The organism is Paenarthrobacter sp. AT5 (genome assembly GCF_032764245.1).
Taxonomy (GTDB): Bacteria; Actinomycetota; Actinomycetes; order Actinomycetales; family Micrococcaceae; genus Arthrobacter; species Arthrobacter ureafaciens.
Genome location: NZ_CP136441.1, coordinates 1,665,916 through 1,691,513, shown reverse-complemented (window position 1 = coordinate 1,691,513; position 25,598 = coordinate 1,665,916). Strand labels below are relative to the sequence as shown.

The following is a 25,598-nucleotide window of genomic DNA, read 5'->3' as shown; positions in this document are numbered from 1 at the left end:
GGATTCCGCAGGAATTCGGGCCTTTTCCTTGCCTCGATTAGGATCATAGGGTGCAAGAAGCTACGCAGGACCACCTGATCGGCACAACTGTGGACGGGCGCTACCAGGTACGCTCACGCCTGGCCAGCGGCGGAATGTCCACGGTCTACTTGGCGACGGACCAGCGGTTGGAACGCGACGTCGCCCTCAAGGTTCTCCACCCCCACCTGGCGAACGACCAGGTGTTCCTGGAACGGTTGAGCCGCGAGGCAAAGTCGGCCGCGCGCCTCTCGCACCCGCACGTCGTGGGTGTCCTGGACCAAGGGGAGGATGGCCACATTGCCTATCTGGTGATGGAGTACGTCCAAGGCCACACCCTCAGGGACGTCCTCAACCAACAGGGCGCCCTGCCCCCGCGCCTGGCGCTGGCACTGTTGGATCCTGTCATCGAAGGGCTTGCTGCGGCGCACAACTCCGGCCTCATCCACAGGGACGTGAAGCCGGAGAACGTGCTGATCGCCGACGACGGACGCATCAAAGTGGGCGACTTTGGGCTGTCCCGGGCTGTCACGGCCACCACCAGTACAGGGGCTTTGATCGGCACGGTCGCCTACCTTGCGCCGGAGCTGGTGATGGGCCAGGCCGCCGATGCCCGCAGTGACATTTATTCCGCGGGCATCATGCTCTACGAAATGCTCACCGGACAACAGCCTTACGCCGGGGACTCCCCCATCCAAGTGGCCTACCAGCACGTCAACTCGTCCGTGGGCAAACCCTCGCAGCTTGCTCCGGGCCTGGCCCAGGACCTCGACGAACTGGTGCAATGGTGCACCGCGGTGGATGCCGAGAACAGGCCGGTGGACGGTACTGCCCTGCTCACGGAGCTGCGGCACATTCGAACCACGCTGAGCGACGAACAGCTCGACCACCGCCAGCCCTCCTCCACACCCGGCGCGATGCCCGCCGTACCGGGCCGCGGGGACGCCATGGATCAGCGCACGGAGTCTATCCGCACCACCGCCGCCCCGACCGAGTTCATTGCACAACAGAGCAATCCCACCACCGTGATGGCTGCTTCCGTCCCGCCCCGGCCCCGGCCGGGCGGGATAGTCTCCGGGGTGGATACGAGTACCCCGCAGCCAGGTAAGCGCGAGCTAAAACGGATGCAACGGCAAGAGGTCAAGGACCGCGCCCGGGCCGCAGCTACTCCGGTCCGTCCGCTGCGCGAGGGCAACCCTCGCAGGCGGGGAGTCATCTGGACGGTTGTGGTGGTGATCCTCGCCGTTCTGGCCGCGTCTGCCGGGTGGTTCTTCGGAATGGGCCCGGGTTCACCAGGCACCGTGCCCGAAGTGAAGAGCAAGACCGTAGCGGAAGCACAGCAGCTCCTGCGGACCGCAGGGTTCCAGTCGGAACCACGGGACGTCTTCGACGACGACATCCCGCCGGGCATGGCGGTCGGAACCGAACCGCCGCCCGGGTCCCAGGTCCGGAAATTCCAGCCCATCACGCTCTTTGTCTCCAAGGGGGCCCAGCTCTTCGCGTTGCCGGGCCTGACGGGAGGGACGCTGGACGAGGCCAAAGCTACCCTGAACGCTGCGGAAATGGCACTGGGCAACGTCACCGAAGCCTACGACGACAAAGTACCGGCCGGCGTCGTGCTTTCCCAGGACCCTGAGAAGGGCACCGAGGTGCGGCACGGCACCCCTGTGGCGCTGGTCGTCTCCAAAGGACCCCAGCCCATCCCGGTCCCCGATGTCCGTGGCCAGCCGCAGGACGCGGCTGTCAAGGCTATTCAGGATGCCGGGCTGAAGGCTGTCATCGCGCCTGAGACGGTCAACGACAAGACGGTGCCGAAGGGCGCAATCGTCTCGCAGGCACCGGCCAATGGAAACTTGTTCAAGGGTGACACCGTGACGCTGACGGTTTCCAAGGGCCCCAAAATGGTGAAGGTGCCTAGCTTCATTGGGAAGCAAGCCGGCGACGCCGAGCGGGAACTGAAGAAGCTGGGCTTCAAGGTTGAAGTCAACAAGATTCTCGGAGGCTTCTTCGGGACGGTGCGCGACCAGAACCCCGTCAACAACGAAGTCCCCGAAGGGTCAACGGTCACCCTGACGGTGGTCTAGCCGGGGACAAGCGAAAGGCGCGGCCCGACGATTCGGACCGCGCCTTTTGCTGTTTGCTGCCGGCGGACCTACCGCTTGGCGAGGGCCCCTGCCACCAGGAATGCCATCTCCAGCGACTGCATGTGGTTCAAACGCGGATCGCAAACGGATTCGTAACGGTCCAGGAAAGCGTCCTGGTCGATCGGATCGGCGCCGCCCAGGCACTCGGCAACGTCGTCACCGGTCATCTCGACGTGCAGGCCGCCAGGGACCGTACCGAGGGAGTGGTGCACTTCGAAGAAGCCGCGGACTTCATCAATGACGTCGTCAAAGTTACGGGTCTTGTAGCCGTTGGGCGAGGTGACGGTATTGCCGTGCATCGGATCCGTCACCCAGAGCACCTGGGCGCCCGAGGCAGTCACGCGTTCGACGACGGCGGGCAGCTTCTCGCGGATGTTCTTGGCGCCCATGCGGGTGATAAATGTCAGGCGGCCGGGTTCGCGGTTCGGGTCCAGCTTGTCGATCAACCGCAGGGCGTCGTCGCCGGACGTGCCGGGGCCAAGCTTGACGCCGATGGGGTTGCGGACCCGGGACAGGAAGTCCACGTGGGCGTGATCGAGTTCGCGGGTCCGCTCGCCGATCCAAAGGAAATGCGCCGACGTGTCGTAGGGCAGGCCGGTGCGCGAGTCGATGCGGGTGAGGGCCCGCTCGTAGTCGAGCAGGAGGGCCTCGTGGCTGGCGAAGAACTCCACCCGCTTGAGGGCTTCGAAGTCAGCCCCGCAGGAATCCATGAATTTGATGGCACGGTCGATGTCGCGGGCCAGGGACTCGTAGCGTGCGTGTGCAGGGTTCTCGGTGAAGCCCTTGTTCCACTGGTGCACCAGGCGAAGGTCAGCAAAGCCGCCTTGCGTGAACGCACGGATGAGGTTGAGCGTGGAAGCAGACGTGCGGTAGGCCTGCAACATCCTTCCGGCGTCGTGCGCGCGTGACTCAGGGGTGAAGTCGTAGCCGTTGACGATGTCTCCCCGGTAAGCCGGGAGGGTCACGCCGTTTCGGGTCTCGTCGTTCGAGGACCTGGGCTTGGCGAACTGACCGGCCATGCGGCCCATCTTGATGACGGGCATGGCGGCACCGTAGGTGAGGACAACGGCCATCTGCAGGATGGTCTTGACCCGGGCGCTGATCTTGTCAGCCGTGGCTGCCTCGAAAGTCTCCGCGCAGTCACCGCCCTGCAAGAGGAAGGCCTTGCCCTGCGCTGCCGCAGCCAAACGGTCCCGCAGGACGTCCACCTCGCCGGCAAAAACCAGCGGCGGCACGATCGAGAGTTCCTTGACCGTGGCCTTGAAGACTTCCTGGTCTGCCCATGAAGGCTGCTGGGAAATGGGCAGGTCCCGCCAGGCGTCAAGCCCGGGGTAGTCCGCCGCGCCGCTCTGGGCGGTGCTCGCAAGCGGATCTGCTGCTGATGGTGCGGGGTTCGCGGATAGCTCAGTCACCCTACAAGAGTAGTAGCCTTCGCCGGGGTTGGGGCACTGCTGCCGTAACCCACCCGGCGGGAGGCGTCACAGTTTCCCGGAACCCCCGGCAGTGTCATCGCCGGGCTCGGCTACGGGCTCATCGCGGTCTTCGGCAATATCACTCGGCGACTCCTCTGCGGCTTCAACCTTGTGCACCGGCTCGGGCCCCTTGCCCGCCAGCCGTGCTTTGACCACCGCAGCGTATTCGTCCAAATATTCCTGGCCGGAAAGCCGCATCAGTTCGTACATGATCTGGTCTGTCACAGCGCGTTGGATGACCCTGTCATCTTCCATGCCGTAGTAGCGGCTGAAGTCCAAGGGCTGCCCGAAGATGATCCCGATCCGGCGGATGTTGGGCAGTCGCTTGCCGATCGGCTGCACCTTCTCGGTGCCGATCATCGCCACCGGTATGACGGGAACCCGCGACTGCAGGGCGAGCCTGGCTACGCCCACCTTGCCGCGGTACAACCGGGCGTCGGGACTGCGGGTCCCTTCCGGGTAGATGCCCAGCAGGCCCCCGGAGTTGAGCACGTCTTTTCCGGCTTGCAGGGACATTTCGGAGGCAGCGCCCCCGGAGCGGTCCATGGGCAGCTGGTTGCTGAGCCTGAAGAACAGCGCCGTCAGCCGGCCCTTGATTCCCTTGCCCGTGAAGTACTCCGACTTGGCCAGGAAGATCACGGGACGGTGAACCATCAACGGGAGGAAAATGGAGTCCGAAAAGGACAAGTGGTTGGAGGCGAGGATCGCGGCACCCGTCTCGGGGACGTTGTCCAAACCCTTGACCCACGGCCTGAACAACAGTTTCAGGACGGGACCCAGGAAGATCCTCTTCATGACCCAATAGAACACGCTCGTCCTCTCACCACCGCCGGCTTGGCTGTTCCGGCCGCTTCAGGCCGGGATTCAACAGCAACCCTACTCCAGTGAGAAATGCGTGGAACAGTGACACGATGGTGCCATGACGGAACGCAACCAACCCGGCGCCCCGCTCGCTTTCCATCACCCGGGGCACGGTGAAAATGCTTCGACGGGCGTAGCCATCTGCCATGGATTCACCGGCAGTCCCCGCAGCATCCTGCCTTGGGCCGAATACCTCGCCGGGCAGGGTTTCGCCGTCTCGGTCCCCCTCCTTCCCGGGCATGGAACAAACTGGCGTGACCTGGCCACCACCACATGGCAGGACTGGTACCGGACGTTCGAATCCAGCTACCTCGACCTCGAGGCAAAGACGGATGCTTGCTTCGTGGCCGGCCTGTCCATGGGTGGAGCCGTGGCACTGCGGGCAGCTTCCAGGCACCCCGTGCCGGGCGTGGTCCTGGTCAACCCCGGCCTTAGCTTCTACGATCGCAGGGTCCGCTACATAGGTGCCCTCAAATACGTCATGCGCACCACCACGCCCATCGAAGAGGAAGCGCCAACGGCCGCAGTCACTGAGGACGGCGATTACTCGAAGACGCCGTTGGCGTCCGTCCACGAACTCAAGAAGCTTTTCGGCCAGGCCACACGCGCCCTCCCCCATGTCAAGGCGCCGGCTTTGGTCTTCAAGTCCGCCGTGGACGGTGTCATTCCGCCAAGCTCCCTCAAAGCCATCACCAAGCACATGGATCAGGAACAGCTGAAGGTGGTCCGGCTGCCAAGAAGCGGACATGTGGCCACCCTGGACGTCGATGCACCGACCATCTTCGAAGAATCAGCACGGTTTTTGCGTCAACATGCCAAGGACAGAGTAGCCTCGGAGACATCATGAAAGTGCTTCCCGATTTCTCGCCCTTCCGCAGCGCCTTCTCCGGTACCGGCCCAAGGGTGGGCGTCGTCATGTCCCACGGGTTCACGGGTTCCCCGCACAGCGTCCGGCCTTGGGCCGAGCACCTGGCGGCGGCCGGTTTTGCGGTTAACCTTCCGTTGCTGCCCGGCCACGGAACCACATGGCAGGACATGGCCACGCGGTCGTGGCGGGAATGGCACAGGGCGGTGGACGATGCTTACCTGGAAATGGCGTCCGAATGCGATTACGTCTTCGCCGCCGGCTTGTCTATGGGCGGCACGCTGGCCTTGCGCATAGCTGCCACCCGGCCCGTGGCAGGGACCATCGTGGTCAATCCGGGAATGGTGCTCGATGACCCGCGGGCCGCAGTCGTTGCGGCCCTGAAGTACGTGGTCAAAAGCACTCCGGCGATTGCCAACGATATCCTCAAGCCGGACCAGGACGAGGGCGCCTACGCCCGGACCCCCGTAGCCGCGGCCCACCAGTTGAAGAAGATGTATAAAGACACTGCGGGAATCCTCCCCCGCATAACGGCTCCTGTCAGGGTGTTCCGGTCCACGGTGGACAAGGTCGTCTCGAATGCCAGCCTGCAGTTCCTGCAGTCGCGGGTCCAGGCTCCCGTTGAAATCAGCTACCTCGACAACAGCTACCACGTGGCCACGCTGGACAACGACGCCCCGGCCATCTTTGCCGGCACGGTGGACTTCATGAACAAACGGCTTGGCGACCTCGCGTCCGGGGACCGCTCGCTGGATAGGGACAAAGCCAATGACCAGGCCTGATCCGGACCCTGCCGACCAGAGCGCCAATAAGGACGACGACGCCGTTTGGCAGGATTTGGTGGCGCGGCTGGAGTCTACGTCGTCCTCCTCCGGGGATTCCGCAGAGGAGCACGGGCGGCCGGATGCCGGGGCACCCGGCAGTGTACCGCTGGCGCAGAAGCCTTTCAGCGCGTTCGACCCCCTGGGGTTGGCGACGTCTGCGACACCGGCAGAAGACCCCGACGAGGATCGCCCGGATCGCCGTAACGGCCAGGAAGAGTCTCCGGCAGGGCCACGGGATTACGAGGTCGACGACGCTGATGACGGCGATTTCGTCCCGGAAGAACCGCCCAGCCTTGCCGGAACCGAACCATTGACCATGCTGGCCTGGCTCGGTGCGGTGGGCGGTCCCATCGCACTCCTGTTCACTGCGATGTTCTGGCGGTCCGCCCCGCTGGCGGCCGTCCTGGGGATTGTTGCGGCGTTCGTGGCCTCGGTGGTGTACCTGATCATGCGGTTGCCACATGAAAAAGACGAGTACGACGACGGCGCCCGCATCTGAAGTGCCTCGGCGCCCGCATGCAAGTGCCTGCGCGGCGCTGCGTTGACCACCGGAGTTGGCCACCGGACTTGATCGTCGAGGGCGGGGCGTTAGCTGTAGGCCCGTCCGCTGACGCGGGAGAGATCCGCTGCGCCGATCATTCCCGCCCGCGGACCAAGCGCCGCGAGCTCGATCCGGGCCATGGGCCTGAAGCCCCTGCCCGTCAGGTTTTTGGCAAAAGCCGCCCTGGCTGGATCGGCGAGGAGGTCGCCGGCGTCGCACAACCCGCCGCCGATGACGAACATGCCGGGATCCAGCGCGGCAGCGAGGTTGGCCAAACCCAGCCCCAGCCACTCGCCCTGATCTGCGATGAGTTCCCTGGACGTGGCATCGCCGGCCAGCGCCAGCGCCGTGATGGTTGCCCCGGTGATGCTGTCCGCGTCACCACCGGCTTTCTCCAGGAGGGCGCGGCCTTCCGGGGAATTCGTCTTCACCAGTTGCCGTGCCTCGCGTCCCAGGGCATTGCCTGAGGCGTACTGTTCCCAGCAGCCACGGTTGCCGCATTCACAGCGGTGTCCGCCGGGGAAAATGATCTGGTGGCCGAATTCGCCGGCGACGCCATAGCGGCCGCGCTCTACGCGGCCGTCCATCACCATGGCGCCCCCGATTCCGGTACCCAGGGTGATGCAGACCAGCCGGCTCTCCCCCTGCCCCGCACCGAAGCGCCACTCCGCCCAGGCGGCGGCATCGGCGTCGTTCGTAAGCAGCACCGGGCGCCGCAGCAGGTTCTGCAGGCTGTCCCTCAGTGGCTCGTTGCGCCAGGCCAGATGGGGACTGAACAGCACCGTGCCGCCGTCGAGGTCCATCCATCCGGCTGCACCGATTCCGACAGAAGAGATGCGATGCCCGGCGCTCAACTCATCAACGAGTTCCACTATGGTGCGCTCCACCGCGCGCGGGTCCGCTCCCGGAGTTGACCGGCGGGCTTCGGCCAGGACGCGGCCGTCGGCGTCCACGACGCCCGCTGCCACTTTTGTTCCGCCGATGTCGATGCCGATGGCAAGTCCCCTGCGGCCAAGATGGTTCCGCCGGGGTGCCCAGGGAACATCTTTGCGGGATCCGAAGGAGGGCCGGAGCCCGGGGCGCGAACTGGACCGGTGTTGGGGCATCCCATCATCCTATTCCGCGTGCCTCCGCGAGAAACGCTCCGAGGGCGCCGGAAGGCCCTTTATGGCGTGAAGTTGCCCAAAACGGCAGCGAATCCGTAAAGTTACTCGCCAGTAGGTGAAATCGGACACACTTCCTCGAGTCGGCATACTAGAGTGAAAAGTGCCCCTCGCGGCCCGTGGATATCAAAGGAGCTACCGTGCGCGAATTTAGTGTTCCTCCCCTTATTAATGTTTCCCCTGAAACCAACATCACGGACCTTGTTATCCGGGAGGCCGCAAAGGCGTCCAATCCAGCGCTTTTCGCCAAGCTGGACGGTGCAGGTCAGTGGCAGGACATCCGCGCAACGGAGTTCCTGGCCGACGTGAAGGTCCTCGCCAAAGGTCTCATCGCCAGCGGCGTGGGACCCGGAGACCGCGTTGGCATCATGTCCCGCACCCGCTACGAGTGGTCGCTGGTGGATTTCGCGATCTGGTTTGCCGGAGCCGTTTCGGTGCCGATCTACGAAACATCGTCTCCTTCGCAGGTGGCATGGAATCTTGGCGACTCCGCGGCCGTGGCGGCCTTCGGTGAAAGCGCCCACCATGAGAACGTCATCCGCCAGGCCGTAGCTGCGGAAGACATCAGTTCCGTGGCACACGTCTGGCAATTGGACGGAGCAGGACTCGACGTCCTGCGTGCTGCCGGTTCGGGGGTCTCCGACGAGCAACTGGAAGCCCGCCGTTCGGCAGCCGGCCTCAATGACCTGGCCACGATCATCTACACCTCCGGCACCACCGGCCGCCCCAAGGGTTGTGAGCTGACCCACGGCAACTTTGTCGAGTTGTCCGAGAACGCCAGACTTGCCATCCCGGAAGTGGTCAAGGAATCGGCCAAGACCATCATGTTCCTTCCCCTCGCCCACGTGTTCGCCCGGTTCATCTCCGTGCTTGCCGTGGCCGGCGGAGTCAAAGTGGCGCACACGCCGGACATCAAGAACCTGTTGGCCGACCTGCAAAGCTTCCAGCCAACGTTCATCCTCGCCGTTCCCAGGGTGTTCGAAAAGGTCTACAACTCCGCACTGACCAAAGCCGAAGACGGCGGCAAGGGCGCCATCTTCCACCGCGCTGCGGACACCGCGATTGCCTACTCGAAGGCCCGGGAGTCCGGATCCGTGGGGCTGGGCCTCAAGCTCAAGCATGCCTTGTTCGACAAACTGGTCTACGGCAAGCTGCGGGCCGCCATGGGCGGCCAGGTGTCCCACGCCGTCTCCGGCGGAGGGCCGCTCGGAGAGCGCCTGGGCCACTTCTTCCAAGGGATCGGCCTGCAGATCCTGGAAGGATACGGCCTGACGGAGACCACTGCACCCATCTCCGTCAACCGCCCGTCCCGGATCAAGATCGGTACGGTGGGCGCTCCCCTGCCGGGCAACTCGGTGAAGATCGCCGACGACGGCGAGATTCTCGCCAAGGGAGTGTGCGTGATGCGCGGCTACCACGGGCGCGAGGACCTCACCGCCGAAACGTTCGACGACGGGTGGTTCCGTACCGGCGACATCGGACAGTTGGATGGCGACGGCTTCCTCAAGATCACCGGCCGCAAAAAGGAAATCATTGTCACTGCCGGCGGCAAGAACGTGGTGCCGGCATTGCTCGAAGACCAGATCCGGGCGGATGCGCTCGTCTCCCAGGTGCTGGTGGTCGGCGACAACCGCCCCTTCATCGGCGCACTGGTGACCCTGGACGAGGAAGCCCTGCCCGGATGGCTGGAGCGCCACGGCCTGCCCTCGACGACGTCACTGGACGAAGCCGCCAACCACGCCGTGGTGAAAGCTGCCGTTCAGGAGCTCATCAGCAAGGCCAACCAGTCCGTGTCCCAGGCCGAGGCCATCAAGGCTTTCCGGATCGTCGCCTCCGACTTCACTGAAGCGTCCGGCCACCTCACCCCTTCCCTCAAGGTCAAGAGGGCCCAGGTCATGAAGGATTTCGACGCCGTGATTGAAGAGATGTACTCCGCTCCCCGCGCAGGCTGAGCAAGAAATACGCAAACCCTAAAAGGCGGCACATACACGCGAGCCCCGCCGGAACTGTTCTGAACAGTTCCGGCGGGGCTCTTTTGCGCTCCCTGGTTTTCCGGGTCCGGTCGGGCTAGCCCACTACGAGGAGCAAGTCCCCGCCCTGGACCTGTTCGACCGAGGAGATGGCCAGGCGGGAGACCTTGCCGGCCACCGGCGTCGTGATGGACGCTTCCATCTTCATTGCCTCGATCGTGGCCACCGTATCGCCGGCCTTGACCTCGTCGCCCTCCTTCACCGTGACCGTGACGGCCCCCGCGAACGGTGCGGCAACCTGGCCCGGCTGGGCGGGGTCGGCCTTCTCTGCAGCCTTGACGTTGCTGACGACGGAACGGTCGCGGACAACCACGGGACGCGATTGGCCGTTAAGTGTGCACATCACCGTCCGCATGCCCTTCTCGTCCGGGTCGGAGACGGCTTCGAGCTGGGCGATCAGGCGGACACCCTTTTCCAACTCGATGACGTGCTCCTGGCCGCGCTGCAGGCCATACAAGTAGTCGCGGGTGTCAAGGACAGAGACGTTGCCATAGGTTTCAAGGCTCTTGAGGTAGTCCTTGGTGGGCCCGGCGAAAAGCAGGCGGTTCAGCGTCTGCTGGCGCGTCTTCGAGTCGGCTTTGAGGGCGGCACTGTCTTCGGCGCTGATCTCTACATCGCGTACCTTGACGCTCCTGCCCTGGAGGGCCTTGGTGCGGAACGGCTCAGGCCAGCCTCCGGGAGGATCTCCAAGCTCGCCGGACAGGAAACCGATCACGGAATCGGGGATGTCGTAGTTCTGCGGGTTCTCGTTGAAGTCCGCAGGATCGGCGTTCAGGCCCACCAAGTGGAGGGCGAGGTCGCCGACGACCTTCGATGACGGGGTCACCTTGACCAGGCGCCCGAGGATCCGGTCGGCGGCGGTGTACATATCCTCAATGGCTTCGAACTGTTCACCGAGTCCCAGGGCAATGGCCTGCTGCCGAAGGTTGGACAGCTGGCCGCCCGGGATCTCGTGCTTGTAGACCCGGCCTGTGGGACCCGGAAGGCCCGACTCGAACGGTGCGTAGACGCGGCGCACTGCTTCCCAGTAGGGCTCCAGGGCGCCGACGTTTTCCAGGCTGAGGCCCGTATCCCGAGGGGTGTTGGCCAAAGCGGCAACCAACGCCGACGCAGCCGGCTGGCTGGTGGTGCCGGCCAGGGACGCCGCGGCGACGTCCACCGCGTCAACTCCGGCCTCGACGGCGGCGAGCAGGGTGGCGAGCTGTCCGCCTGCGGTGTCGTGCGTGTGCAGGTGGACCGGGAGGTCGAAGCGCTCGCGCAGGGCCGAAACCAGCTTGGCGGCGGCGGCCGGACGCAGGAGTCCCGCCATGTCCTTGATGGCCAGGATGTGGGCGCCGGCGTCGACGATCTTCTGGGCCAGGTCCAGGTAGTAGTCCAGGGTGTACAGGTCCTCTTCCGGATCCAGGAGGTTGCCGGTGTAGCAAAGTGCCACTTCGGCCACTGCCGTTCCTGTTGCCCGGACTGCGCGGATGGCCGGAGCCATCTGGTTCACGTCGTTCAGGGCATCGAAGATCCGGAAGATGTCGATGCCGGTCGCGGCGGCTTCGTTGACGAATGCCTCCGTGACCTCCTCGGGGTACGGCGTGTAGCCCACCGTGTTGCGTCCACGGAGCAACATCTGGATGCACGTGTTGGGCAGCGCCTGGCGCAAAGCAGCCAAGCGGTCCCAGGGGTCCTCACCAAGGAAGCGGAGCGCGACGTCGTACGTTGCACCGCCCCAGGCCTCCACGGACAGAAGCTCGGGCAGCAATGCCGTCACGGCCGGCCCGGCGGCCACGAGGTCGCGGGTACGGACGCGGGTGGCCAACAGCGACTGGTGTGCATCACGGAACGTGGTGTCCGTAACCGCCAGGGCTTCCTGCTCGCGCAGCGCCTTCGCGAAGCCCTCCGGACCCAGTTCAAGCAGCCGCTGGCGGGAGCCCGACGTCGGCACGGGACCATCGATGACCGGCAGCTTGCTGGCGGGGTCCGACTGGACTTTCAGGTCGCCGTTGGGCTTGTTGACCGTGACATCGGCAAGCCAGGTGAGCAGCTTGGTGCCGCGGTCCGAAGGGATGTGCGACTTCAGCAATTCAGGGCGCTTGTCGATGAAGTCAGTAGCAACGTTCCCGGCGTTGAAGTCCGGATCTGCCAGCACTGCCTGGAGGAAAGGAATGTTGGTGGATACGCCACGGATGCGGAACTCGGCCAGGCCACGGCGGGCACGGGCAACGGCAGTGGGGTAATCGCGTCCGCGGCAGGTCAGCTTCACCAGCATCGAGTCGAAGTGCGGGCTGATTTCCGCGCCCGAGTAAACCGTCCCGCCGTCGAGCCGAACGCCGGCACCGCCGGCTGAGCGGTAGCCCGTGATCTTTCCGACGTCCGGGCGGAAACCGTTGGCAGGGTCCTCGGTGGTGATACGGCACTGGAGCGCAGCACCCTTGATGGACACGGTGTCCTGGCTCAGTCCGAGATCGGCCAGCGTCTCCCCCGAGGCAATACGCATCTGCGACTGCACCAGGTCCACGTCGGTGATTTCCTCGGTGACGGTGTGCTCCACCTGGATGCGGGGGTTCATTTCGATGAAGACGTGCTGGCCTGCGCGGGCACCTTCGGTGTCAACCAGGAACTCGACCGTTCCGGCGTTGACGTAGTTCAAGGCTTTCGCGAACGCGACGGCGTCGCGGTACAGGGCCTGGCGGATGTTGTCGTCCAGGTTCGGCGCCGGGGCGATTTCCACCACCTTCTGGTGGCGGCGCTGAAGCGAACAGTCACGCTCGAAGAGGTGCATGACGTTGCCCTCGGCGTCGGCCAGGATTTGGACCTCGATGTGGCGGGGGCGCAGCACGGCCTGCTCAAGGAACATCGTGGGATCACCGAACGCGGCGTCGGCTTCGCGCATCGCGGACTGCAATGCTTCCGGGAGCGCTTCGCGGGTTTCCACACGGCGCATGCCGCGACCACCGCCACCGGCCACCGCCTTGGCGAAAATGGGGAAACCGATCTCGTCCGCTGCGGCAATCAGCTCATCCAGGTCCTTGGACGGCTTGCTGGACTTGAGGACGGGAACACCTGCTTTGCGGGCGGCTTCCAAGGCGGCAACCTTGTTTCCGGCAAGTTCCAGCACTTCAGCCGGGGGGCCCACGAACGTGATGCCGGCAGCCTTTGCGGCGCGGGCGAGGTCCGGATTCTCGGACAGGAACCCGTAGCCCGGGTAAATAGCATCAGCGCCGGCTTCTTTGGCGACGCGGATGACTTCGTCTACGTCGAGGTAGGCGCGGACGGGATGACCCACCTCGCCAATCAGGTACGCTTCGTCCGCTTTCTGCCGATGGATCGAGTTGCGATCCTCGTACGGAAAGACAGCCACGGTCTTGGCGCCCAGTTCATAACCAGCGCGAAAAGCCCTGATCGCGATCTCGCCGCGATTGGCCACCAGAATTTTCGAAAACATGCTTCTCCTGCATCATTGCGGTGGATCGGTCGGTGGTCACAGTGTGTAGTGCCGCCAGCATCAAACACAAATCTTTGTGGCAACCATCACAAAGGATTCGTCATCTGCACTGTATATACGTACGCGCGCGTCCGCTGCGTGATATATCGCAGCTTCCCGATGCGCCCCGTGGCGCGTAGAAATCGGGATTCCGGGAGCACGCAACATATGATGTTGAAGGGGCTTCGGCAAGCCCCGGCTCCGATTATCCCGGAGTTGAAAACAGCGCGATACGGCAACCGGCGTTAGGTTTTGGGTAACAAGTGCAAGTAGTCAGCATCAGCAGCCTCAAGGGCGGCGTGGGAAAGACCTCTGTGACCACCGGCCTCGCTTCTGCGGCCCTCGCGGCAGGGATCTCCACACTGGTAGTGGACCTTGACCCCCACGCTGATGCCACCACAGCCCTCGGCGTCCAACCCAACGGAAAGCTCGACGTTGGCCGGATGCTCAAGAGCCCCCGCAAGGCAAAGCTGGCAGAGAACGTCTCCCCCAGCAGCTGGATTGCCAACGGTTCCAGTGACGGCACCTTGGACGTTGCGGTAGGTTCAGCGTTGACCGGAATCTATGATCGCCCCGACCTCGGCCGACGCGATCTCCGGAGGCTCTCCGGAGTTCTCGCCGGGACATCCAGCTACGACTTGGTGCTGGTTGACTGCCCGCCGTCCCTCAACGGGCTGACCCGCATGGCCTGGAGTGCCAGCGACCGCGTAGTACTCGTTGCCGAGCCGGGGCTCTTTTCCGTTGCGGGAACCGAGCGCACCATGCGGGCCATCCAACTGTTCCGGCAGGAGTTTGCCCCGAACCTCGCACCGGCGGGCATCGTCGCCAACCGTGTGCGGACGGGCTCCACCGAGCACACGTTCCGGCTTGCCGAGATGGAGTCAATGTTCGGTGATCTGCTGCTGACCCCGCACATTCCGGAACAGGCCAACTGGCAGCAGATTCAAGGCGCTGCACATTCCGTCCATCACTGGCCGGGCGACTCCGCCAAGAACGCCGCGAAGCTCTTCGACGCCCTGCTGGAGAGCCTCCTGAAGAACCAGACGAGTTTCAGGGACCGTCGGCAACGCCAGTAAGGAGGCAGAAGACAGAAGAAAGCCGCCCCCGACAAACGTCGGACGGGCGGCTTTCTTCTGAAATCGGAGTTATCCAATCCGACGCGCAACGCGCCGCTTGCTCAATTCGTCGTCGGGAAAGGACTGCTCCGCTGCATGCTCACTCGGCAGAGCGGCCAAACTTCCTTCAACTTCACGCCATACGCGTCCAACGGCGATGCCAAAGACGCCCTGGCCGCCCTGGACGAGGTCAATCACTTCATCCGCCGACGTACATTCGTAGACGCTCGCGCCGTCGCTCATCAGTGTGATCTGCGCAAGGTCCTCAACGCCCCGCTCGCGCAGGTGTTCAACGGCAGTACGGATCTGCTGGAGGGACACGCCGGTGTCCAGAAGGCGTTTGACGACTTTGAGCACGAGGATGTCACGGAAACCGTAAAGCCGCTGGGAGCCTGAACCCGCAGCTCCGCGGACTGCCGGCTCTACCAACCCGGTCCGCGCCCAGTAGTCGAGCTGGCGGTAGGTGATGCCGGCGGCTTTGCATGCTGTGGGGCCGCGGTAGCCTGCGTCCTCGTCCAGCACGGGAAGGTCCTCGGTGAAGAGCAGACCTTGGGCGCCGGCTGCGGGCGCAGCAATGCCGGACGGGGCCTGCTTCAACTCGCCTGCTTCGCCTTTCGGACTCACGTGACCTCCTTGTTGTCAGCTCCCCTGGGGATGGTGCACACACTCAACACGAACGCCGAAATTCAGCCGTGTAATTCCCACAAGTCCGCACCTTCCAGTGTGACTTGCGTCGCGAGCGTATGCAACGGGAACTTGATACTTCGACGTTAGGCCCGCGAGGGCCCGAGGTCAAAGACGTTGGGCTCCAAAAGTGGTCGTGTCGAAAGTTTCACCCTCAACTTTAGGTTGAGGGTCGGTTAACCTTCGAAATCCTCGGGCTCAACGTCGTCAAGAAACTCCCGGAAGCGGCGCAGCTCCCGTTCCTCATCGACGCTGGGATCCGGCTCGGAGTCCTCGCCCTCATCATGTTCGGTGATACGGACCCCGGCCTCCTCCATCACGGCATCGGCGCACCAGATGCGGCACTTTGCGCGCAAGGCCAAGGCCAGGGCGTCCGACGCGCGTGAGCTGACCACCGTGCCGTCGTCGAACTGCAGCTGTCCGTAGAAGATGTTGTCCTCCACCGCCACAATATTGACGCTGATGATGGAATGACCGAGCGATTCAACGACGTCGATCAGGAGATCGTGGGTCATGGGCCGGGGCGGAACCACACCTTGCTGGGCGAGGGCGATCGCGCTGGCTTCGGGGGTGCCGATCCAGATGGGAACGTGGCGCTCACCCTTGAGTTCGCGCAGGAGGACCAACGGCTGATTGGAGGGCAATTCGATCCGAACACCCACGATTTCAACTTCGATCATCAGGAGTCCATCCTTGAGATGCGGTGGTGAACAAGCGCCCTGTGCAACGTCAGGCAAAGATCGCTGATTTCACGGGCTGCCTCGGCCGCCCTCGCCTGCGAGGCGGCGTCCCTGCGGGAAGTGAGCGGAGCAACGGCACGCTCCACCAAACCGAACTCGCGATCCGCAGCTGCCTGGAACGGCCTCAAGTGGCGAGGTTCCAAACCGTGCACTTCGAGTTGGACGCAGGCACGAGCAACCTGGAGGGCATGCTCGTCAAATTTACCGTCTTCGTGGCTGATCAAACCGAAACTCAGGAGCGACTCAAGCAGGCCGGCGCTGGCACCGGACTCCGTGCGGAGCTGCTCTTCGGTCAGGGTACGGGCACGTCCCTGGATGTCCGCGGCCATTTCAGCAGTGACCACCCTGGGCGAGACCGTCACACCGGGGGGCAGGTTGTCCGGGCGTTCCCCTCGATCGATCGCGTCAAGGTAATCCTTGATGACTTTCAAGGGCAGGTATTGATCGCGCTGCAGGGCGAGGACAAAACGAAGACGCTCAACATCGCTGTCCGCATACTGCCTGTATCCGGCAGGAGTCCGCTTGGGATTGATCAGCCCCTTCTCCTCGAGGAAACGGATCTTGGACGCGGTCATTCCCGGGAAGTCGTCGCTCAGCTGCGCCAGGACTTCCCCGATGTTCAGGACCTGGGGTCCGCGACGTTCCGGCTGGGCCATTGCCACAGGCAGGTATCCCGGGGTCAGACGTGGCCCGCGGGGCGGCTGGGGCTCAGGTAGTAGGTCAGCCGGAACTTGCCGATCTGGACCTCGCTGCCCGTCTTGAGCTGCACACGGTCCACGCGGTCATGGTTGACGTAAGTACCGTTCAGGCTGCCCATGTCAACGAGCTCGAAGCCTGCTGCACTCCGGTGGAACTCAACGTGCTTGCGCGACACCGTGACGTCGTCCAGGAAGATATCGGCATCCGGGTGCCGGCCCACCGTGGTGGTGTCGGCGTCGAGCAGGAAGCGCGCGCCCGCATTCGGTCCGCTATGGGCAATCAACAGCGCGGAGTTGGGCGGCAGGGCGTCTACAGAGGCCCGCTCCTCCGGCGCCAGCTTGGGAGCGATGCTTGGCTCGTCCCACGTTGGCGTGATGCTGATGGAGGTGGTCTCCGACGTCGGCTGTTCTTCCGCGCCGTTTCCGGCATTGGCTTGGTTCTTGTCGCCGCCAACCATGGAACTTCCTCCTCATCCGCCGGCAGTTCCAAAACCTGCCGGACACATCCACCTCCCGGTAACCGCCGGGCAAATCGGTTGCTGGCCCGCCGTCCCGCTTCCCACGAGGGAAAATGCAGCAGGGCGGGCCAGATAACTTTAGCCTACCTGTTGTTCGTACTCCGATGCACTGAGCAGGGATTCCACCGCGTCAGCTTCGGCCAGCTTTACTTCAAAAAGCCACCCCTCACCGTACGGATCGGAGTTGATGAGTGCCGGATCCTGGTCCAAGGCGTCGTTGCGGTTGATGATTTCACCGCTGACGGGCGCATAAATATCGCTGACGCTCTTGGTGGATTCCACTTCCCCCACCACATCATTGGCGGTGATCTTGGTGCCTTCCTCCGGCATCTGCGCGTAGACGACATCGCCCAGGGCATCCTGCGCAAAGTCGGTGATGCCGACGCGGACTACGCCGTCAGCATCCGGCTCCGATACCCACTCATGTTCTGCGGTGTAGGAAAGATCGGCTGGAATATTACTCATGGGTCGCCTTTCATCGGGACGTTCATGAACCTCGACGGCGGGCCGGGCATCCGGCCACCGCTGAAAGTATAGGCATAATTGCCGCTTTTCCGATGAGCGCAGGGCAGTGGACCGGACGCCAAAAACCCGGCACGGAAACAGAACCGTGCCGGGCTTTGCCGTGCTTCGCCATGGGGCCGTCCGGCCTAGCGGGCTGCCGCCTCCCGGGATTCACTCCCAACGTCGGCCGTCCCGGCAGGTGCCGCCGACACAGGGTTCGGCTCGGCAACGTTCGGGTCAGCAGCGTGCTGGTCAGTTGCGTGAGGGGCAACAGTCCGCCGGGCAGCCGCGCCGGCGGCAACCATGACCGCCAGGGCCGTGATGGTGATTCCCGCACCGGCCCAGATGGGCGAGGTGTAGCCCAGCCCGGCGCTGATGGTCACTCCCCCGAGCCAGGCACCGAGTGCGTTACCGAGGTTGAAAGCCCCGATGTTGGCGCCGGAGGCGAGCGTGGGGGCCGACGAGGCGAAGTGCATGACCCGCATCTGCAGACCGGGCACAGTGGCGAATCCGAATCCGCCCATGAGTGCCAGTGACACCAGGGTGGCGACCGGGTTGGCGGCGGTCAGTGCGAAGAAGACCAGGACTGCAACCAGGCCCGAGAGGATGAGGATCAGGGACTTGTCCAGTGCTTTGTCTGCCGCTTTGCCACCCAGGAAGTTTCCAACGAACAGGCCTGCTCCGAAGAGCACCAGTAGCCATGGGACGGACGTCGAGGCAAAACCGGAAACTTCGGTCAGCGTGAAGGCGATGTAGGTGAAGGCGCCGAACATGCCGCCGAACCCGAGGATCGTGACCAGGATGGAGAGCCACACTTGGGTGGACTTGAACGCGCCCAGTTCGCTGCGCAGGCTCTTGGCGGCCGCGGCGTCCTGCTTGGGAACCAGCAATGCGATTCCCGCCAGGGCCACGACGCCTATGAGGGTGATGGCCCAAAAGGTGGAGCGCCATCCGAAGTTCTGGCCAAGAAGCGTTCCAAAGGGAACACCCAGCACGTTGGCGGCAGTCAAGCCTGTGAACATGATGGCAATGGCGCCGGCCTTCCTGCTGGCCGGCACGAGGCTGGCCGCTACCACCGAACCGATGCCGAAGAAGGCGCCATGGCAGAGCGCGGCAATGATGCGGCCTATCAGCATCATCGAATAGCTCTCCGAAACAGCGGAGAGGAGGTTCCCTGCAATGAACAGCACCAGCAAGCCGATCAGCACGGGCTTGCGGGGAAGCTTGGTGACAGCTGCCGTGACCACCAGGGCTCCGACGGTGACGCTTAGTGCGTAGCCGGAGATGAACCAGCCGGCCGACGCTTCGCTGACGTGGAAATCGGCCGCTACCTCAGGCAGGAGACCCATGATGACAAACTCAGTCAGCCCAATGCCGAATCCGCCGAGGGCAAGGGCAATCAACCCTGCGGGCATAAAACGCTCCTTAAATGGAATGGCTCCCTTGAAAGTGGAAGTGCGTCGCCGGGAACCGTAGAATATTAGTTGCAGACGCTGTATAAATATTTGCATACGCGGGGTATTTGCGCAAGCAACTACTTTGCCGTCTGCGCCGGATATTGCGAACATGAGGCAGGAGCACAGGAGACATGGGCATCAAGGATGACGCCGTAGAGGTACGGGCACAGGGATGGCGCACCCTCGCGGCCCTCCACGGAAGCATCGAAACCGAACTGGAGAAAGCCCTGCAGGCCTCCAGCGAGCTCTCGGTGGTGGAATACACAGTGCTCGATGCCCTGAGTCGCCAGGACGGCTGGCACATGCGCATGCAGCAGCTTGCCCGGGCCACAGCCCTTTCGAGCAGCGCTACCACGCGCCTCGTGAACCGCCTCGAAGACCGCGGCTTGCTGACCCGGATCCTCTGCGCAGACGATCGGCGGGGAATCTACACGGAATTGACCGCGGCGGGACAGAAACTCCTGCAGAAGACCAAGCCTGTGCACGAAGACACTCTCGCAGCAGCTTTGCAGGCAGCGGAGGAGGTTCCAGAACTTGAACCGCTCGTCCGGGCGCTGGGGGCACTGCAGCACGCCTAGGGCGTTAACGGCCAAAGGCCGGAACTCCGCATTCTGCGTAGTTCCGGCCTTTTTGGTCGGGCTGACAGGATTTGAACCTGCGACCCCTTGACCCCCAGTAATGAGGCCACCATATCCCCCAGTTCCCGCGGGGTGCGTATGGTGGCCTCTTGCCTTATATATAGGGGGGGCAGTTTCCATGACGGTTGCCGCTCGTATCCGTCCCTATTCAGCAGTGTGCACACACATTTGCACACACCAAGTAGGTTGCTAGCTCCGACTGACGGCATTGCCGATCTTCGGGCTTCGCTTAGCTGCCACACCGATACGCGGCGCTTGCCGTGGATCACGCCGCGCCGGCTTGCGGTTCATTGCCCTTATGGCTTCAATGTCTTCCGCGGAGAACCGGATCTGTTTGCCGAATTGGTGATGAGGCCAGTCCTGGTCCTTCTTAAGCTCGTAAGCGTGGGACCGGCTGATCTGGAAAAGCTCCGCCAGTTCCGTCATTGTCATCATTTTAGGCTCATGCGAGAGGCTGCTTGCTGTAGTCATGAGGGCGACTGTAGACACGTGTGGACCCCCACGGAAAACCCGCTAATACAGCCATGGAAGCCCGATGCTGGGAACTACTTAGAGGTGCTGTGCAGACATACACGCTTCTACTGCGAAGTACTTGATGCTTTGTAGGGATCCGACTAACACCTGGCTAGAAGTCTTCACGCGGGTAGACAGGTGTTACATCTCAAGGAAACGCCGAAAGGGCCCGCCGCCCACCACGGCAACGGACCCTTCTGAGCTATTAACAGAGATGCAGCTCGGCGCAAGTCGGTGAGCTGTGCATCTGCAAAAACCCAAGATCTTGGCGGGGACTCCCGAACACCCAAGCTTGCCAAGCTGGAGGTACAGACAGACCGTCGAACCTACTTGTTGACTGCCTTAATTAGGTCGACGACATGCGAAAAGGCCGAGGCCGAGATCCCCTCATCGGTAGAGGGAGTCGCTGAGTCCCCATACCCCTTGCCGAATGCCCTATCAACAAGCTCGAGTCGGGCTGAGTCAACAAGCGATCTATCTTCAACGTTTGCTAGGAACGGCCCCATCGTGCGAAGCTCCAAGGCCATTCGCTTACTCGCCGTCGAGTTGGTGACGAAGCGTGCGCCGAGACGAATAAGGACTGTAGCGCCGGACGCCGCGAGTATGCCTATAGAGATACGGGCCGCGAGATGTGGCCAAAGCCTGTCAGGTTCCGTCGTGTGGTCGCCAAGGATCGAAGCCAGCGGTATGGCAGCTATAGCCAGGAACAATGCGCCCACGAGATACAACGCCAGGCCCCACCGCTTAGAGTTGGTGGCTTCAGTTTCGAACTCACGCGCCAATTTGCCGGCAGTTGCGGCGCTTGTCACATTGGCAAATTCGGTTTCATTCTTCTTCAATTCCGCAAGCGCTTCTTCGGCCTCCTGCTTCGACGCTTCGGCATCCGCTTTCAGTCCATTGATGGTTTCCTTCCAGTCTTCTCTCCTGCCATCAGACCACTCCTTAAAGGTGGTGTTGTTCTGCTGCTTAAGCTCATCAATCGTCGTCATGCCAGTCTGAACCACCGCATCAATGCGCTGCTTTTCGGACTCGATGGTGGCGTCTATCGAGTCCGCTCGCCTACTAAAGGCCTCAAGCTCTTGCAGTACTGCAGACTCGCGCTCGCGCAGTCTGCCTTCCAAGTCTTGGGTCTGGCGCTCAACCTCTGCGAAGTGTAACTCCAAGGCCTCAATGTGCCTTTGCTGCGATTCAATGAGGTCTTGGAACAGGGTCTTCATCTGCTGGGCCTGCGCCCCCTTGGCATAGGGTCTAGGCCAGGCGGCAGCCGAAGTTAGAGCATGCTCAGCGTACTCCCGAGCCGCATTCGTGTATTGCGAATAACCCGACTGCCCCGGATGATTGCGGAACTGCGCCTTGGCGGTCTCTAGATAGTCACGGACTGGCGTTGTCAGATATATGTTCATAAGTGGGGCGATAAGTCCCGCCGATTCGCGGAACCCCAGAAGCATATCGACAATGAACTCGACTCTTGAGATATCCCTTCTTTCGGAGGCGTCGGCTGACGGGAGGATGCGTGCAATCTCATCCTTCAAAGCGTGACATTGATCCCAAACGGGGTCGGATTCAAACTCTTCTCTGTTCATGACGCGGATCCGTAAACCGTAAGCATGGCGCTACTGTAATCGGAGGGAAGGCGAATAATCGAATGCTGGACAGGAGATGCCCGGCTGTGTAGGCGTCGGATATGTCATAAGTCTTTGTGCAGGTTCCGCAGATGCGACCCTACTGAATCATCGCACCTGCGGAAGCCCTTCCAAACCGCGCGGCTAGCGTCCCTTCCTCAAATAGGATGAACCAGCATCAGCCGCACTAATCTCAGACCTAGCCACAGCCGTAGCCACACCACGGAACACGCCCAACACCTCACCCGAATCCATCGTCAAAGTGCCAGTCATCTGCATTGGACCAGACGCGGCGGCAGGGGCCGGGGTGCGGGTCACGGCAGGAGCGCCAGCCGGAGCGTACTGGTAACCCATCGGGCGCATCTCGTGAGTGGCGCCACCGTTTATCCGATCCAGCCGGTCATAACCGATGGCCCGCGCCGCGGACTCCCGCAATACATACTCGCCATCAGACAAAGCAAAGTATCCTGCTTCGTCAGACGTGCCAGTACCAGGACCACGAACACGGCCGCCAGTAGCCATCGGCGCAATCTCGCCAGGACGGTTAGGATCCGGCCCGCCCTTTATAACGCGTTCATACGTTTCCTGGATCGTCCGGATGGTCACAGTGGAGACCTTGCCGTTCAGCGCGTTGGCTTTTACTCCAATAGCGTCGAGCTGTGCACTGGCGAAGTCCCGCAGATACGCCTGAATATCGACGTTGTCCGGGATGCCCAACGCTTTGCGCGCCAACGTGTCAGCAGCGTTACCCGTGATACCGAACTGACCAGCCGCGGCAACCAAATCGTTGTACGTCGTCAGCATCTTCGCGTGCAACTGATCCGAGGTGTAAATCTGCGTGCCGTACGCATCCGTGGCGCGCCCCATGGCTTCAACCTCAGCCAACCCGGCAGAGGCGATACCCAACAAAGCGGCCTCGTTAGCGCGGCCCTTCTCGGTATGCGTATCCATCGTGGTGCCATTCGACTTGATGGAAGCTGTCACGGCATCCAAGGCAGCGTTGTAATTCCGTGCCGCGTCAGCCGTTGACAGGTTAGACAAACCAGCCCGCACCAGGGCAGCAGCGTACTTGTCCAACTCAACAACAGTTCCCGAAGCCGTCAGCCCAAGATCTTCAAGAGCCTGCTTAACCTCATCAGTAACAGGGACACTCTGACCCATCGAAGTGGTCAGCCTGTCTTGACCCTGCGAAGCGACTTCCGCATCCGCCGCGGCCTGCTTGAGCGCCTCGCTGTACTCCGGGAACTTCTCCCTGAGTTGATCAACGCTGACGCCCTGGTCCTTCGCCCGCAACACAATTTGCTCGAAGGCCTTTGCCGCAACGTCCGCGTTCCCAGAAGACACGAAAGATGCCAGTTGGTCGTCAATCGTCTTGAAGGAGTCTTCAAGCTGCTGAGAGGCTCCCTTCACGCCTGGCAGGAGCCCGTGAATGATGCCCTCTCCCCAGTCACTAAATGACTGTTCCCAGTTCTTGTTGAACATTCGGGTCAGTGCGGAGTCCAGCCCCGTCACACCGTTTATGAGCTGGGAACCGTCCTTCTTCTGAAACAGATGATCAAGTGCCGCTGACGTGCTCGCGATGTTGCCCCGCTGCTTCGCCATGGACAACAAAGCGGTCGTAGTACGCCCCACAGAGCGCTCGATCTTGCTGTCATCCGAGGCTGTCTGTATGGATGCCAGCACGGTAGCAATCGCAGCCAGCCCAGCGGCCAACCCGGCACCCTTGAGAGCAGCGGCAGCCCGCCCGGAGGACCGTTCCAAGTTCCGGAACGCTTCTACACCTTCCTGGATCCTAGGCAACGCAGAAAGAAATGCCCCGCCCAGAAGCAGAGTTCCCCCGGTCACACCAGCAATGCTCGCCACTGCCGAAAGAATCGGCGCCGGGATCTTCCCAATAGCGTCAACCAGATCCTCAGCACCCTGCACAACGCCACGCAGGAAGTCATTCATCCCAGACCCCGACTTAAGGAACACCGACTCAATGGAACCGGTCAGCTTCTCAAAGTCGCCGGCAAGGTTGTTCTGCTTCAGCGCAGCGGTCTCAGCGGCAAAACCAGCATCATTGACCTTGTTCGTCCATTCCTCAATGCCCTGCCCACCCTGCTCATACAGGACATTCGCGGCACGCACAGCATCGGAACCGAAAATGATCGACATAGCCGCGCTACGAGCCTCCGGAGTGAGGTTCTGCATCGAAGTCTTCAAATTCTCCGAGAACTTAGACAACCCCACAAAATTACCCTGGGCGTCATAAGCGCTAATACCTAGCTCAGTCATCTTCGCCTTAGCCTCAGCCGACTGCGGCACAAGGCGCTGCAACATCGTCTTGAACGACGTGCCGGCATCCGACCCAAGCAACCCGGCAGAAGCGAAAGCGGCAAGTCCGCCCGTGGTTTCCTCAATCGAAAGACCAGTCTGGTTAGCGATCAAACCAACTTGGTTCAACGCCATACCCATGTCCTTCACGGACCCCTGAGCCTTACCAGCACCAGCAGCCAACAAATCCGCGATATGAGGCAAATCCTGGCCCGACAACTTGAACTGAGTCATAGCCGAAGCAGCTATCTCAGCCGCCTCGCCAACCTCAATCTGCCCAGCCGCGGCAAGTGACAGAGCGCCCTTCAAACCGCCACCAAGAATGTCCGCCGTGGAAACACCAGCCTTAGCCATCTCATCAATGGCCTGCGCCGCCTCAGTAGCCGAAAAAGCAGTATCAGCGCCCGCTTCAATAGCAGCCTGCCTCAACAGCTCCATGTCGCCAGAAGTCGCATGGGTAGACGCCTGCACCGCAGACATTTGCTTGTCGAAGTCCGCGTAAGACTTGATCGCCATCCCGACACCGGCCAGCAGCAACCCACCCATGACCATGCCAGCTCTACCAACACGGTCCAAATCATCAGCGTTGTCCTTCGCAAACTGACCAACCCGCGACGCGAAATCCTCAGCCGACTTCTGCGCCGTCCTCATCCCAGCCACAAAGTTCGTTACCTTCGCCTCAAGGGCGATACTTATAGATCGATCCGCGATTGGGACCACCTCTTTCGAGCCCCCCAAACACAGGTGCTACCTGTTTCAGGGCATGAAAAAACCCGCCATGAGCGGGCTATGTACTACGTGCCGAAATCAGCCGGCATAGTCAATCTGTACTGCTTCTATGGCGCACTTACGGGGCGCCAGGCGTTCAACTTTTCAGGCGGAAAAAGATGCGAATGGCTACCCAGACGGTAGCTATGTCCGTAACCTCGCCAAATTCCGAGAGCCTTGATTTTCTGACCGTCCACCTGTCCCCACTTTGTCAGATAGCCCTCCCGCCGAGCCCACTGGTCAATGCACCACTGCCGCAAACCCGGAGGGTGTCGGAAAAACTGCCCAGGTGGGCTCTGCAACCGTTCCCTTTCACACCATCTCTCAACCTCCGCACGGGAATCCCAGAAACCATCCGTCTCGGCATACTCAAAGAACACCTTCGGTACCTTGCCCCCAGCGTTCTTGGACCCACTCCGTTCAAGCCGCCTACGACTCATGACGGATCACCCAGCCCAGCGCCAACATGCCAGCAGGAGTAAGACCAAGCTGTCCGCCAAGATGCCGCATCTCCTGGGCCTGCCAAGCACTAGCAGAACCCTCATATACAGCCCTCGCATGGCACACATAAGCGGCAACAGCAGGGATAAAACTGTCATCCCATTCATTCGCCTGCGGTGATTTCCACAAGTTTC

20 protein-coding genes are annotated in these 25,598 nt (G+C 62.4%); 7 read left to right on the top strand and 13 right to left on the bottom strand.

From position 1 onward, the window contains the following. Positions 1 to 50 precede the first annotated feature (50 nt). The gene (gene pknB / locus RI444_RS07765; protein WP_207604869.1) at positions 51 to 2,102 is read left to right on the top strand and encodes a Stk1 family PASTA domain-containing Ser/Thr kinase; all 2,052 of its coding nucleotides are present in this window, start codon (positions 51 to 53) and stop codon (positions 2,100 to 2,102) included. A 68-nt stretch (positions 2,103 to 2,170) separates the two neighbouring features. Here pknB and RI444_RS07760 read toward each other — a convergent pair whose 3' ends face one another. Beyond that, on the bottom strand, positions 2,171 to 3,574 hold the full coding sequence (locus RI444_RS07760; protein ID WP_021473383.1) for a class II 3-deoxy-7-phosphoheptulonate synthase: 1,404 nt from the start codon (positions 3,572 to 3,574) through the stop codon (positions 2,171 to 2,173). A gap of 66 nt (positions 3,575 to 3,640) precedes the next feature. Beyond that, positions 3,641 to 4,444 carry a lysophospholipid acyltransferase family protein gene (locus RI444_RS07755; RefSeq protein ID WP_207604870.1) on the bottom strand — a complete coding sequence of 268 codons (804 nt, stop codon included), beginning with the start codon at positions 4,442 to 4,444 and terminating at the stop codon, positions 3,641 to 3,643. 109 nt (positions 4,445 to 4,553) lie between these two features. Between RI444_RS07755 and RI444_RS07750 the strand changes: the two genes are divergently transcribed. Genes RI444_RS07750 through RI444_RS07740 form a run of 3 tightly spaced genes read left to right on the top strand, consistent with a single transcriptional unit; the run spans position 4,554 to position 6,683 of the window. Further along, a complete protein-coding gene (locus RI444_RS07750) occupies positions 4,554 to 5,342 on the top strand; it encodes an alpha/beta hydrolase (protein ID WP_207604871.1) in 789 nt (262 codons plus the stop codon). Further along, positions 5,339 to 6,142, top strand: a complete 804-nt coding sequence (locus tag RI444_RS07745) for an alpha/beta hydrolase (RefSeq protein WP_021473386.1) — start codon at positions 5,339 to 5,341, stop codon at positions 6,140 to 6,142. The genes RI444_RS07750 and RI444_RS07745 overlap by 4 nt, the downstream gene beginning before the upstream one ends. Further along, a complete protein-coding gene (locus RI444_RS07740) occupies positions 6,129 to 6,683 on the top strand; it encodes a hypothetical protein (RefSeq protein ID WP_207604872.1) in 555 nt (184 codons plus the stop codon). The genes RI444_RS07745 and RI444_RS07740 overlap by 14 nt, the downstream gene beginning before the upstream one ends. Before the next feature lie 89 nt (positions 6,684 to 6,772). Here RI444_RS07740 and RI444_RS07735 read toward each other — a convergent pair whose 3' ends face one another. After that, positions 6,773 to 7,831: an ROK family protein gene (locus RI444_RS07735; protein ID WP_062096092.1), complete on the bottom strand. Its 1,059-nt coding sequence runs from the start codon at positions 7,829 to 7,831 to the stop codon at positions 6,773 to 6,775. Between the two features lie 197 nt (positions 7,832 to 8,028). On the opposite strand from RI444_RS07735, the gene RI444_RS07730 reads away from it, so the two are divergent. Further along, positions 8,029 to 9,840 carry an AMP-dependent synthetase/ligase gene (locus RI444_RS07730; RefSeq protein ID WP_021473389.1) on the top strand — a complete coding sequence of 604 codons (1,812 nt, stop codon included), beginning with the start codon at positions 8,029 to 8,031 and terminating at the stop codon, positions 9,838 to 9,840. Positions 9,841 to 9,955: 115 nt separating this feature from the next. Here RI444_RS07730 and RI444_RS07725 read toward each other — a convergent pair whose 3' ends face one another. Then, positions 9,956 to 13,351, bottom strand: a complete 3,396-nt coding sequence (locus RI444_RS07725) for a pyruvate carboxylase (protein ID WP_021473390.1) — start codon at positions 13,349 to 13,351, stop codon at positions 9,956 to 9,958. 302 nt (positions 13,352 to 13,653) lie between these two features. Between RI444_RS07725 and RI444_RS07720 the strand changes: the two genes are divergently transcribed. Then, positions 13,654 to 14,466, top strand: a complete 813-nt coding sequence (locus RI444_RS07720) for a ParA family protein (RefSeq protein WP_021473391.1) — start codon at positions 13,654 to 13,656, stop codon at positions 14,464 to 14,466. A 69-nt stretch (positions 14,467 to 14,535) separates the two neighbouring features. On the opposite strand, the gene RI444_RS07715 is transcribed toward RI444_RS07720, so the two are convergent. The 6 genes from RI444_RS07715 to RI444_RS07690 form a co-directional block, all read right to left on the bottom strand. After that, positions 14,536 to 15,129, bottom strand: coding sequence for a MerR family transcriptional regulator (locus tag RI444_RS07715; RefSeq protein ID WP_021473392.1), 594 nt, complete (start codon positions 15,127 to 15,129; stop codon positions 14,536 to 14,538). A 236-nt stretch (positions 15,130 to 15,365) separates the two neighbouring features. After that, positions 15,366 to 15,869, bottom strand: a complete 504-nt coding sequence (locus tag RI444_RS07710; protein ID WP_021473393.1) for a bifunctional nuclease family protein — start codon at positions 15,867 to 15,869, stop codon at positions 15,366 to 15,368. Beyond that, complete coding sequence (locus tag RI444_RS07705; RefSeq protein WP_062096087.1) at positions 15,869 to 16,585, bottom strand: MerR family transcriptional regulator; 717 nt, start codon at positions 16,583 to 16,585, stop codon at positions 15,869 to 15,871. The genes RI444_RS07710 and RI444_RS07705 overlap by 1 nt, the downstream gene beginning before the upstream one ends. A gap of 23 nt (positions 16,586 to 16,608) precedes the next feature. Beyond that, positions 16,609 to 17,085: an FHA domain-containing protein gene (locus tag RI444_RS07700; RefSeq protein ID WP_069695341.1), complete on the bottom strand. Its 477-nt coding sequence runs from the start codon at positions 17,083 to 17,085 to the stop codon at positions 16,609 to 16,611. Between the two features lie 138 nt (positions 17,086 to 17,223). Beyond that, the gene (gene gcvH, locus RI444_RS07695; RefSeq protein ID WP_021473396.1) at positions 17,224 to 17,610 is read right to left on the bottom strand and encodes a glycine cleavage system protein GcvH; all 387 of its coding nucleotides are present in this window, start codon (positions 17,608 to 17,610) and stop codon (positions 17,224 to 17,226) included. 185 nt (positions 17,611 to 17,795) lie between these two features. Beyond that, a complete protein-coding gene (locus RI444_RS07690) occupies positions 17,796 to 19,064 on the bottom strand; it encodes an MFS transporter (protein ID WP_179014946.1) in 1,269 nt (422 codons plus the stop codon). Between the two features lie 173 nt (positions 19,065 to 19,237). Between RI444_RS07690 and RI444_RS07685 the strand changes: the two genes are divergently transcribed. Next, entirely contained in the window at positions 19,238 to 19,684 is a 447-nt protein-coding gene (locus tag RI444_RS07685) for a MarR family winged helix-turn-helix transcriptional regulator (protein ID WP_021473398.1), read from the top strand. A 249-nt stretch (positions 19,685 to 19,933) separates the two neighbouring features. Here RI444_RS07685 and RI444_RS07680 read toward each other — a convergent pair whose 3' ends face one another. The 3 genes from RI444_RS07680 to RI444_RS07670 form a co-directional block, all read right to left on the bottom strand. Further along, positions 19,934 to 20,215 (bottom strand): helix-turn-helix domain-containing protein, encoded by a 282-nt coding sequence (locus RI444_RS07680; protein ID WP_207604873.1) that lies wholly within the window; start codon positions 20,213 to 20,215, stop codon positions 19,934 to 19,936. Positions 20,216 to 20,583: 368 nt separating this feature from the next. Continuing rightward, complete coding sequence (locus RI444_RS07675; protein ID WP_207604874.1) at positions 20,584 to 21,840, bottom strand: hypothetical protein; 1,257 nt, start codon at positions 21,838 to 21,840, stop codon at positions 20,584 to 20,586. Between the two features lie 183 nt (positions 21,841 to 22,023). Continuing rightward, positions 22,024 to 24,846, bottom strand: coding sequence for a phage tail tape measure protein (locus RI444_RS07670; protein WP_207604875.1), 2,823 nt, complete (start codon positions 24,844 to 24,846; stop codon positions 22,024 to 22,026). Positions 24,847 to 25,598: the final 752 nt, after the last annotated feature.